Origin of the sequence: Fusibacter bizertensis, from assembly GCF_029914245.1 — a bacterium.
GTDB classification, from domain to species: domain Bacteria; phylum Bacillota; class Clostridia; order Peptostreptococcales; family Acidaminobacteraceae; genus Fusibacter_C; species Fusibacter_C bizertensis.
Genome location: NZ_JARYZI010000002.1, coordinates 17,687 through 34,171 on the forward strand (window position 1 = coordinate 17,687; position 16,485 = coordinate 34,171).

The 16,485-nt window shown below is 35.4% G+C and carries 14 protein-coding genes; all 14 read right to left on the minus strand.

What is annotated here, in order from left to right; genetic code table 11:
- Positions 1-33 precede the first annotated feature (33 nt).
- The 14 genes from QE109_RS03440 to QE109_RS03505 all read right to left on the minus strand — a co-directional run bounded on the left by QE109_RS03440 (position 34) and on the right by QE109_RS03505 (position 16,378).
- Entirely contained in the window at positions 34-2,046 is a 2,013-nt protein-coding gene (locus tag QE109_RS03440; RefSeq protein ID WP_281092999.1) for an FAD-dependent oxidoreductase, read from the minus strand.
- A 228-nt stretch (positions 2,047-2,274) separates the two neighbouring features.
- The gene (locus QE109_RS03445) at positions 2,275-2,907 is read right to left on the minus strand and encodes a class I SAM-dependent methyltransferase (RefSeq protein WP_281093000.1); all 633 of its coding nucleotides are present in this window, start codon (positions 2,905-2,907) and stop codon (positions 2,275-2,277) included.
- A gap of 157 nt (positions 2,908-3,064) precedes the next feature.
- A complete protein-coding gene (locus QE109_RS03450) occupies positions 3,065-5,308 on the minus strand; it encodes a U32 family peptidase (protein WP_281093001.1) in 2,244 nt (747 codons plus the stop codon).
- 95 nt (positions 5,309-5,403) lie between these two features.
- Positions 5,404-6,492, minus strand: coding sequence for an endonuclease/exonuclease/phosphatase family protein (locus QE109_RS03455; protein ID WP_281093002.1), 1,089 nt, complete (start codon positions 6,490-6,492; stop codon positions 5,404-5,406).
- A 64-nt stretch (positions 6,493-6,556) separates the two neighbouring features.
- On the minus strand, positions 6,557-7,858 hold the full coding sequence (locus QE109_RS03460; RefSeq protein WP_281093003.1) for an ATP-binding protein: 1,302 nt from the start codon (positions 7,856-7,858) through the stop codon (positions 6,557-6,559).
- Positions 7,859-7,985: 127 nt separating this feature from the next.
- Positions 7,986-8,651 (minus strand): response regulator transcription factor, encoded by a 666-nt coding sequence (locus QE109_RS03465; protein ID WP_281093004.1) that lies wholly within the window; start codon positions 8,649-8,651, stop codon positions 7,986-7,988.
- Between the two features lie 32 nt (positions 8,652-8,683).
- Positions 8,684-10,069: an Lcl C-terminal domain-containing protein gene (locus QE109_RS03470; RefSeq protein ID WP_281093005.1), complete on the minus strand. Its 1,386-nt coding sequence runs from the start codon at positions 10,067-10,069 to the stop codon at positions 8,684-8,686.
- A 324-nt stretch (positions 10,070-10,393) separates the two neighbouring features.
- Positions 10,394-10,621, minus strand: a complete 228-nt coding sequence (locus tag QE109_RS03475; RefSeq protein WP_281093006.1) for a DUF4287 domain-containing protein — start codon at positions 10,619-10,621, stop codon at positions 10,394-10,396.
- A gap of 269 nt (positions 10,622-10,890) precedes the next feature.
- A complete protein-coding gene (locus tag QE109_RS03480) occupies positions 10,891-11,553 on the minus strand; it encodes a DUF4395 domain-containing protein (protein WP_281093007.1) in 663 nt (220 codons plus the stop codon).
- 1,170 nt (positions 11,554-12,723) lie between these two features.
- Complete coding sequence (locus tag QE109_RS03485; protein WP_281093008.1) at positions 12,724-13,005, minus strand: toxin-antitoxin system YwqK family antitoxin; 282 nt, start codon at positions 13,003-13,005, stop codon at positions 12,724-12,726.
- Positions 13,006-13,049: 44 nt separating this feature from the next.
- Positions 13,050-13,475: a VOC family protein gene (locus QE109_RS03490; RefSeq protein WP_281093009.1), complete on the minus strand. Its 426-nt coding sequence runs from the start codon at positions 13,473-13,475 to the stop codon at positions 13,050-13,052.
- 477 nt (positions 13,476-13,952) lie between these two features.
- On the minus strand, positions 13,953-14,456 hold the full coding sequence (locus tag QE109_RS03495; protein ID WP_281093010.1) for a GNAT family N-acetyltransferase: 504 nt from the start codon (positions 14,454-14,456) through the stop codon (positions 13,953-13,955).
- Positions 14,457-14,677: 221 nt separating this feature from the next.
- Positions 14,678-15,310, minus strand: coding sequence for a helix-turn-helix domain-containing protein (locus QE109_RS03500; protein WP_281093011.1), 633 nt, complete (start codon positions 15,308-15,310; stop codon positions 14,678-14,680).
- A gap of 150 nt (positions 15,311-15,460) precedes the next feature.
- The gene (locus tag QE109_RS03505) at positions 15,461-16,378 is read right to left on the minus strand and encodes a Fic family protein (protein WP_281093012.1); all 918 of its coding nucleotides are present in this window, start codon (positions 16,376-16,378) and stop codon (positions 15,461-15,463) included.
- Positions 16,379-16,485: the final 107 nt, after the last annotated feature.

A 16,485-nucleotide genomic window follows, 5' to 3' on the forward strand; every position in this document is an offset into this window, starting at 1 on the left:
GCGACACGGCAGATTGGTAAGTTAGTTACTTCTCTATCTTCTAGATCTAGCCATCATTCTTGCTAGTCCGCCACCATTTTCAGAATTAACGAAGCCATAAGCCTTGAGGATCTGCAACGCATAAGCACTTCTAGCGCCTGATGCACAATAAAGGATAATTTGTCTTTCCTTATTTTCAATCTCAGAAACTCTATCTTCTAATTCATCAAGTGGAATATTGATCGCACCTGGATATGCGCCATATGCATATTCTTCTGGTGTTCTCACATCAATTACAAGTGGACCCGTTGGTACTTCTTTTTTCACTTCTTCTTTAACCACTACTTCTTTTTCTTCTTTTTCAGTTTCTCCAAGTTTTTTCTGTTCTGGAGCTGGTAAAACTAAAACAAAGTTTTGAGGTTTAACGGCTCTAGCGTAATTTGAAAGACTCATAAACCCACCACTTACGTTTAAAACGTTTGTGAATCCAGCGCCAACTAATGTACGAAGTGCTTGGTGGCCTTTTTTACCTGTTTTATCATATAACAAGATCAATTGATTTTTTGGTAATTTATCAAGATTCGATGAAAGCATTTCAAATGGTAAATTAACTGCGCCTTCAACATGTGCTTTTTCAAATGAAAAGACATCTCTTAAATCAATCCAAAGTGCCTTTTTATCTTCTAAGTGTGCATCAAGCTCGCTGATTGTAAGTGATGGTGAGAATCCTGAAATTCTGTTCTCAGCCACATAAGCCGCCATATTGATGGCATCATTTGCATTACCAAGTGGTGGAGAGTAAGCAAAATCTACGTCAGTTAAATCTGAAACTGTAAGTTTTGCTGCAACAGCAGTTGCGATTACATCAAGTCTTCTGTCAGCGCCTTTATAACCAGCAGTTTGTCCACCAAGTACTGTACCAGTTTCTTTATCATATACCACAAGTACCGTCACAAGCTCTGCGCCTGGATAGTAAGAGGTATGGTGCTCTTTATGGATCACGATTGCATCTGCATTGATACCTTCAGCTCTTGCTGCTTTTAGCGAAAGTCCTGTGGTACCAGCAACGGCTTCAAAGACTCTAACGATTGATGTTCCTATAGACCCTTTGTATTCATGTCTTTGTCCCATCGCATTTTCTGCTGCGATTCTACCTTGGCGATTAGCTGGACCAGCTAGTGGGATACGCACTTTTTTACCAAGTACACGGTGTTCAAGTTCGATCATATCTCCTGCACCATAGATATTATCATCGCTTGTTTTAAGCGTTGAATCTACAAGTAAACCACCTGCAGCACCTAGTTCAAGACCAGATTCCTGTGCAAGTTTTAGTGTAGGGCGTACACCAATTGATAATAAAACCATGTCTGCTTCAACTTTTGTACCATCTTTGAGTAATACGGTATTTTTGTGAATTTCAGAAAGTGCTTTGTTTGTATATAAATCAACGCCATAAGCGATTAACTCTTCTTGTATAAAACCAGCGATTTCAGCTTCCATAATCGCCATAACATGTGGCATCATCTCAACCACAGATACTTTCATGCCTCTTTTAGCGAGTGCCTCTGTCATTTCAAGTCCGATAAATCCACCACCAACAACGACTGCTGTTTTAGGTTGATGATCTACGATGAATGAGTTGATTTTATCCATATCATCAAGAGTCCAAAGTTGGAAAACATGATCTTGGTCAGCGCCTGGAAGTGGTGGTGCTATTGGTTTACCACCTTGCGCTAAGATAAGCTTAGTATATTCAAATTGCTTTTTTTCACCGGTTCTTGCGTCCACAGTGTGTACAACTTTGTTAACGCGATCAATTTCAGTTGCTGCTGTATGGATATGCACATTTGTTTGATACTCATCCTTGAAGCTCTCAGGGCTTTGTAAGATAAGTTTCGAACGGCTTTTTATGTCTCCACCTATATAGTAAGGCAGTCCACAGTTTGCAAATGATATATCTGCTCCTGCTTCAAGTATCGTAATTTGTGCATCTGATGAAAGTCTTCTCACTTTTGCAGCAGCTGTTGCTCCTGCAGCAACGCCGCCAATGATAACTATTTTTTCCATGTCATTCACCTCATAATATATTTTTAGGGAAATCAAAGGTAACTCACTCTGAAGTTCCTTTTGCTTTTGTTTACCCCCCCTACCTAGGGGGTCTATGTTTATTCTAGAGGGTAACCTTTATATTGTCAATGATAAAGAAAAAAGTTTACAATTTAGATACATTGCCATCTATAAACTCTTATGCGCTTCAAAAGCTTTCAATTGAAACAATTTATAACTGATATGACCTTAATTTGAAATAATGCCACAAAAATGACTATGATTTTCGCGTTCATAGACCCAATAATCCATTAAATTCATGCCCGTCTTTTCTATCTCATCTTTAAGTTCTTCTTGAGTTATAAAATATCTATCAAGTGGTCCAACCCTTGTAGGCATATCATCTTGATGCTTTTTTATCACTGAACTAATATATAGATATCCTCCGGTAGCCAATAAGCGTTTCACATTTTCATAAAACTGTACCCTTTGGTCACCAAATAGACAGTGAAGGCAATTGCCATCTAATATGAAATCAAAGACTTCGCCAACTAAGAGTTCATTATCCGTTACATCACTATATAAAAACCTTATTTTCAAATTTAAATTTTCCGCTTTTTCCTTCGCCCACTTTACAGCAGTTTTAGAAAATTCAACACCAGTAACTTCGAATCCTTGTTGCGCCAATATAATAGAAGCATCTCCTGCACCAGCACCTAATTCTAGCACTTTATTACCACTTAATTTGATTTTATCAAAAACTTCTTTCAGTATCTTGCTCCATGAAGATTGCCTTGATTGACCAGTGGTACCACCCCAACCTTCAGCACCACTTTCTTTTAAAATTTTGTATACTTCATCATGTTTTTTCTCTTGTGTCATTAGCTTTTCCTTCCGTGAAAGATTTATTCTTTTAGTTTTACATTGCAGTAAGGACAATATTTTGGATCAAAAACATATTTAGAAAAACTCCCTAAACCTATTACTTTTAATAGATTTAAGGAGTTAATTATTGTGTTGAGATTACCCTAAGATTACTTTAGATAATCTCTTTATTAAAGTGTCCTCTTGTGTCTGTGTCAGGATTAAAGACAGACTTATTTACTTCACCACCAAGTTTATCAAAGGCATTGTTGATGACTTTTGTAACTTGGTCTTTTGATTCCAATGTGAAGTTTAATCTAAATGCCTCGATTCCTTTTATGCTTTCAAGCTCATCTAAAAGATTAAGCGTTTTCCCGTTGAGGATGGTTACCGTACAATCCTCATGTGTCATAATTGGAAAAGACCCATGTTCATCTTTAAGCTCGTAACTATTTGTTTTGCAATGGCCACACTGGCCCATTTTTTTAAGTGGGCAGTATTTAGTAAACATCATAGGTGCCTTGCCATATACGATCATTTCAAGTGCTGGATAACCGTCGTTCTCTTCATGATAGGCATTTATCAAATCTTCAATTTGTCCTTTATTGAGCTCATAGGATAAAGTGATACGTTTTGCCCCTAATCTATAGAGTTCATAGCAGCTCGTTGCATTGACAACATTAAGAGAGTAGTCCGTAACAAATGGATTCGACTCTTTGTAGTGATAGATGCCACCATAGCCTCCGATGAGTAGCCCACCTTCTTTATCCTTATATTCAATTTGATTTCTTCTAATGACGTTTTCAAAATAAATTTCCTTTATACCACCACTTACACAAGCATCATATTGCTCTTGAGTCGTTACAGTGGCTGTAAAGTACGGTTTTTGAGGAGCAAAACTTATTTTCTCTTTAGGTTTTAAAGCCTTGGTTCTTTTCTTTTGACTGTTTATCTTTAAATCATATAACCCCTGTACAACATCTCTTCTTGCTGCATTTAAAAGTTTAGCAGGGATATAAGCGCCAAACTCCTCGTACTCGACTTGATTTAGTTCGAATATCGTATCACCTAGTCTTGCAAATTGCTTTATGACCTGCTCTTTTGTGGTTGGATTATTAATGGCTATGCCTAATATTTCCTCACCTTCATATAGGTAATCAACGCCTAACCCTTTCGCTTCAATGACTAGCTTCGAATCAGGATAAGCATATACTTTAACATCCAGAGGAAAATGTTTAAACTCTTTTTCAAGTGATGCATCTAAAGTTTTATAATAGCCATAATCTTTAGTGATATAGACTAAATCGCCCTTAGATAATTTTTCTTTAACTTTGATATAACAGATATCTTCAGCTTTGTTGATCAGATTGTCATCTTTGTCGTATAGTTTTACAACATTTAAAATAACATCTTCACCGTTATGACTAATTCTAATGATATCATTTTGATTTAAAGGACTTGAAAGTGTTATTTCATATGTGTCTTTGATAATTTTGCTGATTCTACCGATTTCATAACCAACGTTATTAGGTCTCAAAATGTTTGTAATATCTTTTGGATCTTCGTGAAATAGATAGCCTTTTGTAAAGGTTCTATTAAATGTCTTGCTCAAATCAGCTTTATCTTCTTCAGTAATTTTATGATCTAGCGCTTTGCGATATTTTGATACAACATTTGCAACATACGCAGGCTCTTTCATTCGACCTTCTATTTTTAAAGAATCAATTTCTTTTAAATCTTCAATATGTTCAATGGTGTTTAAGTCCTTTGTAGATAGAATATAGTTTTTATCTATCACCGTGTTAGTTGTCTTATCCACTAGTTCATATTCCTTACGGCATGAACCAACACATCTTCCGCGATTTCCGCTCCGATAACCAATTAACCCTGACATCAAACAATTGCCAGAATAAGAGACACATAAAGCACCGTGTACAAAAATCTCCAGTGGTATTTTAGCAACTCTTTTGATCTCTTTTACTTTTTCAATCTCAACCTCACGGGAAAGTACAACTCTTTTGGCGCCTAGTTCTTTAAATAATAGCGTACCGTCTAAATCGTCTATTCCCATCTGAGTGGAACAATGTGCTTCCATATCCAAAAAGTTATTCACTATATAATCAAGAGCAGCTAGGTCTTGGACAATTATGCCATCCACACCTATATCATTTAACTCACGCATCTGCTCTTTCATCTCTTGGGTTTCGTTTTCGAATACAATGGTGTTCATGGTCACATAGATTTTTACATTCCTTAGGTGTGCATACATAACGGCCTCTTTTAACGATTCTAAGTCAAAATTAGAAGAGTATGCACGTGCACCAAATTTTTGCATTCCTAAGTATATTGCATCACAACCATTAGAAATAGCAGCTTTTAAAGCTTCCATATTTCCTGCTGGCGCTAATAATTCAGTCATTCTTTTTCCTTTCTTCTCGCTAGATAGCGCTTGGTGTTTCTAGCTGCATTTGTCAGTAGAATTATAACAATTCACGCTACATAACACAAGAAAATCTACTTTTTCAATTCAAATGACATTACCACAGGGTTGTGATCTGAATTTTCAAATCCTAAATCTAAAATCTCAGCCTTAATCATATCCACATTTGGCGAAACAAGGAACCCATCGATGATTCCAATTTGTGTTACGCCTTCTTCATAAGGCGCATTTAACAATCGATAGGTTGGTGCATTTGTATTACCGCCCCATTTCCAATCTGGCAACAGCCAATCACTTGAAATCTTGTAAGGTGTGTACATGGCGCCGTTCTCAAAAAGAGGATATTTAGAATCATCCACATAATCAAAGGTTTGATTCCAGTCTCCCCCTAACACAACATAGTTTCCTAGGGCATACTCTTTTTGTATCAATTCTTTCACATAAGCCATCTGTTGCGATCGAATAGACCCATCATCATAAGCTGAAAAATGCGCATTGATTAATACCAGCTCACCATCAGTTCCTTCTACCTCAACCCTGTTCACTAAAAGACATCGATCCAACATGACTAGGTATTTTGGAAATGCGTATTGTCCAGGTAGAGAGTATCTTGAAGATGACTTTATATTATATTTACTATAAGTTGCTTGTCCTGCCTCAACTTTTCCAAGTGGAGGGATTGGGACTGGCACGAACTTAACCTTATAATTGTAGGCAAAAGCGTAGTCTTGATCTACTGAATTGTTATTAATTACATCATATTCATCTAAATAGTACGTCCGAGATGAATTCCTATCAATTTCCTGAATCATGACTATATCAGTTGTATGCTCACGCAATGTTGATTGGATGCCATCCAAGTATTGCCTTACCATATCTTCACTGTCTGGTTTTGGTTTTGTGCCACCGTCCATAAAGAAATCTTCTTCTTTTCCTAGGCCAGCATATCCGATGTTCCATGTCATAACACTCACAGGCTCATTTATTGACAATTTCACATCTGATGATCCCAATGTTTCTACAGATGTTATTTCATCAGGTCTATAATCTGTGATCATCAAGTACACGATAAGTCCTGCAAATCCTAATATACCAATGCCTATAATCGCTAAGATGAGTTTAAATAGACGCATAATCCCCTTGCGTAGCTTCGATTTTTCCATAATATTCCCCCTAATTTGTTGTACTCACATTATACCCCACATTTGAGAAAATAATTTTATCAATTTATATGTTTATGCGTTCTAAAAAAAATCGAAAACAATTCATGTCTTCCTCAACAATGACATCCACCAATCCACCATGCATTTCCATAATACTTTTTACAATCGCTAGGCCAAGTCCATTGCCACTTGTATCCGTATCTATTTGATAAAAACTTTCCCAAATATCGTTAACCTTATCTTGAGGTATTAAATCACCTGTATTTGCGATCATCACTTCTATTTTATCCTCATGAGGTGTCATAGAAATACGTATGCGACCATTATCATTTACATGTTTAAATGCATTGTCAAAAAGATTCGTAATGACTTGTCCTAATCGTAAAGGATCTGCACTCACATATATGTCATCGTTTAAATCTATATTTAACTGTACTGATTTCTCCTTTTGAATTTTTAAAAAGCGCTCTAAGTATTCTCTTAGTAAACCGCTTAATTGAATGGTTTCCATATGCATCGTTAGGGTTCCAGAATTATAACTTGATAAATCTAACAAGTCCTTAACCAAAGTACTCATTTTATTACCTTCTTCAAAGATAACACGCGCATAATAAGCTTTGTCAGTTTCACTTTTGGGCAGACCCCTTACAAGACCATCTGCATACCCCATAATCATACTAATTGGATTTTTTAATTCATGAGATACATCAGAAACAAATTGCCTGCGCATTTTTTCAAGACTCTTCTCTTTACTTAGTTCATGCGCTAATAAATCATTGGCTGTATGGAGTTTCTTAATGCTTGAATCTAATTCTTCAGCCATCTGATTCATACTTTGACTCAGCAAACCTATTTCATCGTCAGATGTTATTGTCAACTTTTCATTGAAATTCAAATCAGCAATCTTTATTGCAATTTTTTGCAATTGCATAATTGGCTTTGTAAAATGATCTGCATACAGATAGATTATAATAAGACTTAGTATATAAACAAAAAGACTTGCCATACTCAAGAATGCAGTGAAAATATTCCTTGATTCACCAATAAGTCCTAACGCTTTAATAAGTACAGCAAAATTCCCATTATCTAAAGCCCGAATATATAACAGACGTTGATCTACGTAATCACCTTTTCCAATTATTGTTGAATACCCTTTTGGATTTTCTTTAGCCAACTGCAAAATATTTTCGTTTTCGTTTGCACTTTGCAGTAAGGCTATTTGAAGGTTATCAGGTCCAAAAATCACTGTCATATTGTCATCAATAATGTACGCAGTACTACCGGTCCTCTTTGATATGTTTTCGATTGCGCGATTATAATCACCCACCTGATTTTTGGCAGTTATAATGCTAGTATTTTTAATCATTTTTTGCGTATTACTAAAAATAAAGTAATCATCAACAAAGAGTTGATTCAAAAACAATAATATTAAAATAAGAAACAAAAAAATGCCAGAAAAACCTAGCATTAATTTATACTTTACTGATAAATCTCTAATCGATTTCAAAATAATAGCCTACCCCCCTAACGGTTTTAATCAATTTACCGTAGTGTAACATTTTGGCTCTTAAAGTCTTGATGTGCGTATCAACCGTTCTTGGGTCACCATCATAGTCATACCCCCATACACGATCAAGAATCTTTCCTCTGTCCATTACTATGCTCTTGTTATGAACGAGCAAAGCGATTACCTCGAATTCTTTCTGAGTTACACCAATATTTTGACCCTCAATTAATATCTCTCTATTTGATAGGTTAATAAGTAGCGTATTTATTTCAATAACTGCTGGTGTTTGTTCTCTCACTTTTAAGAGACAATTATTAACCCTTGCAATCAATACCTCATAACTAAAAGGTTTTGTGATGTAATCATATGCACCTAATTTCAGTCCTTTTACTTCATGATAGACCTCATCCAATGCTGTCAGAAAAATCACAGGGACATTGCTGATTTCTCGAATCTCTACATAGGTTTCATAGCCATCCATTTTAGGCATTCGAACGTCAAGTAAAACAAGATCTGTGTCCTGATGTTGAATGATTTTATCAACACCGTCAAAGCCATCCTTTCCTTCGATAACTTCAAACCCTTCATTGCGTAAATAATCACCAATCAGTCTTCTCATATTTAATTCATCATCAATAACAAGAATCTTCATTGTCTACTCCTTTTAGTTGAGGACATTACATATTATTTATCTCGAACAAGCCTTACATAATTGTATCCACGAACAGCATCGCCTTGAGGTCCAAAGGAATAACCCTCTATTCCGTTTATTGTTACAAGCGTGTACTTAGACATATCGGTGCTTTTAGGGTCACTTCTTTGAGCACCTGCACCATGAACATCAATCCATCTGCCTTCTCTATCATAATAGCCTAAAGCCCTTCCAAAAGTTTGATATGCAGCTGCATTTCCTATATTGTCCATACTGCTATTTCTATAAGAAACATGTGTTGTCGATGACCAAAAATACGGGTAATCTTCTTCACCTTGCTCATTGATTATAGAAGATACATTAAAGTAATCTGTATCAATTGCAGGCTTACCATTATATTCTGGTGCATTGTTATAATCGACAATACCTTGTAACTCTTTCACTGTAGGTAATCGCCAGTCGCTGTATCCAAGATAATTTTCAGCGTTCATTGTCTCTACCCATTTAAGAGCGTCTTTCCAAGTTAAAGCCTTTTCACTATCTGACTGACTCCACATCAAACCAGTCGCTTGATCTGTTATTGTTTTATCTTGATTATCAACAAAATCATTAATGCCATAGCTTGTATTTCCTCTAACACATTGCACATAAAACTTAAATTCACCCTCAGGGCTCTCAACATCGTAACCTTTGATTCTGCCATCAGCAAAATTTACACCAAATTGTTTCTGGAAACCTCTATCTCCAGGATTGTTAATAAATGTTGCCGTTGAATAATATTGAGATTCTAGTAAACGACCATCCTTTTCAATATCACCATATGAGAATTTAAAATAATCAGTATCAATAAATGGTGTTAAAACAGATGTGTCAGTTCCAGAATAACCACTGATATCCTTACCACTAAATAATATAAGAGAATACATTTCTTTAATAGTAGGTAATCTCCAATCAGTATACCCACCATATGCCATGGCATTTAATTCATCTGGCACACTTAGTGCTTCTTCAACGGTTTTCTTATCCTCGTAAACAGGTATCGTATTGGTTGTATTTGGACTACTTTGCCATGTGAGTCCAGTTACATTATCATAGACCGTTTTTCCATCACTACTAAGTGTATAGCTTGGTTGATAGCCTTCATGTTGGGCATCTTGACCATAATAATCTTCACCTGGATTTGGAAAAGAACTCATCTGATTCATTTCATCATAACATACTGTCTGTCCTGTATCTACAATCTTAAATGAAAGATCGTCAGCCTCAGGTGAATCTGTTTTTTCTGTTTTTTCTGCTGTTACTTCTTGAACCGTTTGTTGCTTAACTGTTTCTTGCTGAACTTCATTATCATTCGTGTTAACACTACAACTTGTTACAATAAGTGCAATGAGTAAAATACTTATTAATTTTTTATACATGTGATTTTCCATCCTTTCTTAATCAAAATTTAAAATGCAGCAAAATTATCAAAATGCTATGATAATTGATTTATCACTTTATTTTTTTAAATTATATTCTTGCTATGTGAAGACTTTGTGAAGTCCACAATGCATATGTGACATTGAGTAATTTATGATTAACCGAAAAATCGTCAATAAAAATTTGAAAACTGAATTTTTTAATATGTAAATAAAGAGCAGATTTCTCTGCTCTAAACTTGAAGTACTATGCTATGTTCATTACACTGAATAGTTAAATAATCTAGGAGAGCATGCGAAAATATCATTTTTACTGTTATTTGATTACATCGAAGAATATTTAGTAACGATCCACTCATGAACGATAAAATACTTCCATAACGCCATAGCATGACCATGACCAAGTTGATACTCTTTCTTTAGCCAATCAGTAAATGCTGCCGCTTTCATATCCGCAGTGATAATTCCTTGGCTAAGGGCTTGCTCCCTAATCTGATCTGGTGTCTTTCCGGTTTTTATCGTGATGTTGTCTATATAAGCTTGAAATGACATATCGTCTTCCTCCTAAAACTATTATTTGACTATTTTACTAATGATTAATCTTATTCTTAAAGGATATTCTACTTTGACTAGTATTTCATATAAAATACCCACTTTTTAGGTCAAACACCATGAAAAAATAATCAACCAAGATTTGTAAAATCAGAAAAGAATTCTAAAATAGCACGGCGAAGTTTATGAGCATAATATCCTTTAATACTAATAAGGCAGCCAAGTCAGCAATATTGCTTGTATCCATAGCTTTTTTATGAAAAAAATACTTAATTTGAAAAAACAGATTTCACGATAAGCCACAGAGAGGTTGGTTTTGCACCAAACCCATCATTGATCAGGATGGCCGCCGTTATAACTAATGCAAAAAAAACAATAACAACAACATGTTGTAGTGACGACGTTTTCTGAATCTCTTGTTTTTCCTTTATATCACAAATTTCACCCGGGCAGTATTGCGCTTTTTCTTTATAGAACATCGAATAAAACTTACACCCGAAACAAATGCCAAACGCAGATTCAAAGAATAAGAAAATCATGCAGGTATGACAAACTAAAAAATTAATGAAGCTATCTGAATTCAGTACAACCAGTAAAAGGAAGATGGTTGCTGATAAAACCAAACCGATTGTCCACGCAAATTTTTTTTGTGCAGCCCCCACATATTCAGGTGTTTGATTGCTGACAATTTTACGCCCGATTATTAATGATGGGGAATATCTAGGGCTAACATATATGCGTATGCTAAAATCTGCAAGGAAGATTATGTTGGCATACTTTAGCAGGAGGTAATTATCTTTAAAAATAACCAGTATCCATGACCAGAACATAAGTAAATATAGTATTCCTGCCGCTGCCCTTATCTCCCTCTCGTTTAAAACAGATATGTTGTAACCATCCACGGTTTCTCCAAATTGTTTTACTTTTATCATTTTTCCTTCCTTTCTCTATCAATGTTTTTTTACTTTCCAATTTTGAATAGATTGCTTATAACTTATTTACAGCATACACAGATTGAACAAGGCGCGATACCTACTTAAGTATGTTTTTACGACTCATTTTCGATCGTTTCATCAGAGGCTAGCAAACAAGAGACCTGATTGTATATTCTTGATTTTCCAATTAATGCAACAAAATCCACATCATTGTTAATGCTTTTATACCGAAAAGTAAACGAAATTACTCTTATACCTTTCTTTATATCGAAAAGAAATTGATGAGTTTATTTTATGTAACACCGTTATCACTTTTAATTAAGCGATGTTTGAAAATGATATTGGCTTTAAAAGTAGATTTACTTACTCATAAATTATTCCAAACATCAACTTCAGACTTATTACTGCTCATCACTCAATTTATGAATATACTTCTTCGTAAATAAAAAATTGAACGGCAATATTATTCCGCCAATTTCATAGCACCTGCAGACATCGCCTTTACTTGGTATTTACACTGGCCAAATAGTGTCGTCGCAGCATACGAATCAGATCAACTCGTCGGATTTATGAACCTCTTTCCTATTTGCGAAGCACTTTATATGCAAATCCTTGATGGAACTTTCAACGATGCTCGTTTAACGAAGCACGATATACTTATCCCGATAACTCAAGAAGCAGGCCCTCATCCTGTTTACGCCTTATTTTTAAGTTGTTTCGCCATTGACAAACACCACTTAAACAGAGGTATCGCGCGCAAACTGCTTTGTACTTATTTAGAAATATATAACAGTTATGAACAGGACGGGTGCATATTTGATAAAATTATCACGGATAATATTACAGAATCTTTGCTGAAATTTTCAAAAGCTATGGGCCTAAAACCCATCCGCCAATCGGATCACGACTCCTGGATTTGCACTGGGACATATGAATCTTTAAAAAGAAACCTTTCCCATAAATAAGTTCTTTTCATTTACCACTTAATAAAACTACTCATTATCATGTACATGCCTTTAAAAAATTAAACAACAGCGCCTAACTGAGTCACTTCAAATGACAATCAATAAAAATGTTTTAAATGAATAAAAAAAGTCCATGAAACGATGGCAGCTGTGCCTTCATACATGGACTTTCATTACTTTTAAATCGTAAAGCCTATATCTATTATTGTTCTTTAACCTGTGTAACCTTATAAACTTTGCCCTTTTGATCATAGGTTGTCCACTCGCCGACCTGTTTGCCACGATTGAAGTTACCTGAGCGCTTCAAAGTGCCGTCTGGTCGATACCATTCCCAGTAGCCGTCGGGTTCGCCATCTATGATTTTGCCTTTTGACCAAACCGTCTCACCGTTTGCGTGGTATTTGATCGTAAAACCATCAATGATGTCGAATTTTTTTGCTTTTGGTACTTTTGGCTTTTTTGGCATTATTGGTATATTATCCATTGTGTGCACCTAGATTCTTTCGTGTATTTTGTGAAGCGACTTTTTTAAGCTTCTTGTGGTATTTCGAATTCGATGCCCCAGCTGATGCCGAATTTGTCAACAAGATTACCATAGACTGAGTTCCAGAAAGTTCTATCTGCAGGCATAGTGATCTCCCCACCTTCTGCTAGTTTTTCAACAAAATCATAGACGTCTTTAGCAGACGTTACAACCAAGTGGATCGTTGAGTAGTTACCAAATTTAACAGGTGATTGTTCCCATGTATCACTAAAGTAAATTACATTGCCATCTTCAAACGTTAAAGTGCTATGCATAATTTTGTCTTGCCAAGTATCACTGACTGGCATTTCTTCACTTGCTGGAAGATCATTGTATTTCATGATGCTGATTGTACCACCTATGATGGATTGGTAAAATGTTACTGCTTCTTCACAGTTGCCGTTGAACGAAATATATGGGATTGCTTTCATGGTTTCCTCCTTGATCAATTATAGTCATTTACGCGTTTCAATTGATTTAATCTGATAGATCAATTATAACCGTTTTCAGGCTTTTTATTCACTTTTACAGTCAATTAATCAATTCGCTTTTTATGGAGAATACAAAATTCACGCATTGTATTATAATTTTCACATAAGGAGGTAGTCACATGGATCAAACACAAATCGGACGATTTATAGTTCAGCTCAGAAAAAACTCTTTGATTTTTTAAGTGGTTCTGGAACAGGTCTTTTGATCTCGTCCTTTTACTCCCCAGACACGATCAGACGCACAGCAGTGATGGTAATAGGTGTCGGTATGATTCTTTTAAGTTGGTATTTCAAGTCGAAATTTGACAAGCGCATTCTACAGACTATAGGCAATACAAATAATCAAGTTGATTGAGCATATATAAAGCCCGCACGCCAATTTTGAAAGTCAATTTTGGTTTGCGGGCTTTTTAAATACTATCTACTGATTTTCCACCAAATCGTGTCATTTTTTTCTAAAAAGTTAACTGCTCCAGCATTGATGAGGACTTTATGCGATGCGTAATTATCGATATCCGTATCACCAAAAATGGCATTTACGCTCGAGTCACTAAATATCCAATCTTTAAGCCCGTTAAGTCCTTCAGAAGCATACCCTTTTCGCTGATAAGAACTGTCGATGCCATATCCAACGATTACGTCACCTTTTGCATCGGGAACGCCTTTAATCATCAATGCCCCAATCATTGTTTTTTGTTCTTTCAACGCAACAATCCATACTGTATTCCATAGATAATTCATTTCATTTTCCAATACTTTTTTTAGTCGTACGTCAAAAGCATATTGCAAATGTTCATCAATTATGGTGTCACCTACACCAATCCCAGTTAAGTTTGTGAATTTTTCAATGTCTTCAAGTACTGTTTCAAGTTCCAATCTTGAAAGTGCTATAAGTGTTAATCGCTGTGTTTGTAAGGTCATTTTTCTCCGATCAAAGATGTATTTATTGCTGTTAATATAATTATATCATGTTTTGAACTTAAATAGATGCGAATTATATGCCATTTAAATTTAAAATTTTTTTCGACTATGGAATTGAGGCTAGCATTATTGCTTCATTTGCAATGGTGGTATTGATTTCACCGTTCGTAAAATCCTATATACAACCTGAAATTTTAAACATTCATCAAATACCTTTTCCATCACCAAATACTTTTTCCATCACCAAGCAAAATAAGTTTGATGTTCTCATTAATCTCGCTTATCGACAAATCTTGCTGAACCAGTGGTTGAATTACTTCTCGACTTTCTCTTGTATGAGGCAGTTCAGAAGCCAATCTATTTGCTTTATCAATAGATCCCGCTTTCAAATATAAAAAACACAAAGTTGCACGCATAGTAGATTTCTGCTTTTCATTGATGGAAATAGGTAATCCTCTTTCCATAAGCTCGATCGCCTCATCTGTATTTTCCTTTAGTGCTAGCGTACTTGCAAGCCCTAAAATCATCCCTGGTTTATTGGGATAAATCAAGAGTGCATCACGATATGTTTTTTCAGCCGAATCATAATCTCCTTTTCTTTGATATTCAACAGCTTTTTTATGAATGTTAAACCGTGTTTTTTCAGCCCGAATTGCATCCATGCCTACTAACAAATCAATACTTGTTTCAAAAATATTTGCCAGTGCAGGTAAAAGCGTTATATCTGGATACGACTCTCCACGTTCCCATTTAGAAACACTCTGTGGTGTAATTCTCAAATATTCCGCCACCTCTTCTTGTGTAAGGTTCTTTAATATACGATGTTTTTTTAAATTCTCCGCTAAATGTAGCATAGCATCCTCCTGATGATATATTCTATTTAAATCATATCACGAGCACTTAAAAAGCCAATGACGTAATAGTTGTCTTTGACTCAACCGTACAAAAATTTAATCACATATTTGGCGTAGTTATTTGGTATCGATTCAAGTACTAAAGTTACCCTATAAGAGTGACAACCATAACTTTTCAGATTCAACCACCAATTTAGCAACAAACTCAAGAAATGGGTGATAATCCATTGTGGTATGTGCATGATCTAACACTTCATAATACTGCGCTCTATTTTCTTTTCTTATGATAATCGGTGTATAACCACTTCGCATCAATTCGAAGTTTAGAAGTAACCTTGAAGTTCTTCCATTTCCATCAATAAAAGGGTGTATTTTTACAAACTCTCCATGAAGTAAAGTTGCTCTTAATACTGGATGAAATGACTTCCAATCGTTTCTGTATTCCATCACTAAATTTTGCATCAACAAATCAACTTCATAGTGCTTTGGTGGAATGTGAGTAGCACCACCAATTACTACATTTTCCATTCTATATTTGCCAGCATTCTGATTATCGATTTCTTTTAATATGAGCCCATGGATATTTTTTATCTTCCATTCCGATAATTGTTCATGATTCCCAATCATTTCTTCAAGAAAAAAAATTGCATCTCGGTGATTGATTGCCTCTAAATGTTCAACAACACTTTTACCCCCAATTGTTATGCCTTCTAACACAACTTTTGTCTCGGATAGGGTCAATGTATTGCCTTCGATGGCATTGCTATTATAAGTCCATTCAATAATTAGTTTTTCATGTAGAGAATCCGCCAATCGCTTTGAAAATGGTCTATAATCATCAATCTTCGCTTTCATTTCATCTATTTTACTAAAATCATATGCAATACCTTTATATGATTTAATATGAATCACTCTGGCATCAGTTGGTTTTACTGCATCATGTGGAATGGACCAGTTTCTGCCGAACTTCACAGCGCCTTCTATGCGCCCCTCTGAACACAGGACGCGTATCCTTCGATCGCTAATTTGCCATTTAATACTTGCTTCAGTTACGCTCATATACTTCATAAAGTCACCGCCCTTATAAATATAATATACCGATATCGGTATATTGTAAACACTATTCCGATATCGGTATAAAATAAAATGATGCTTGCAAACTTCGTTTGACTTGG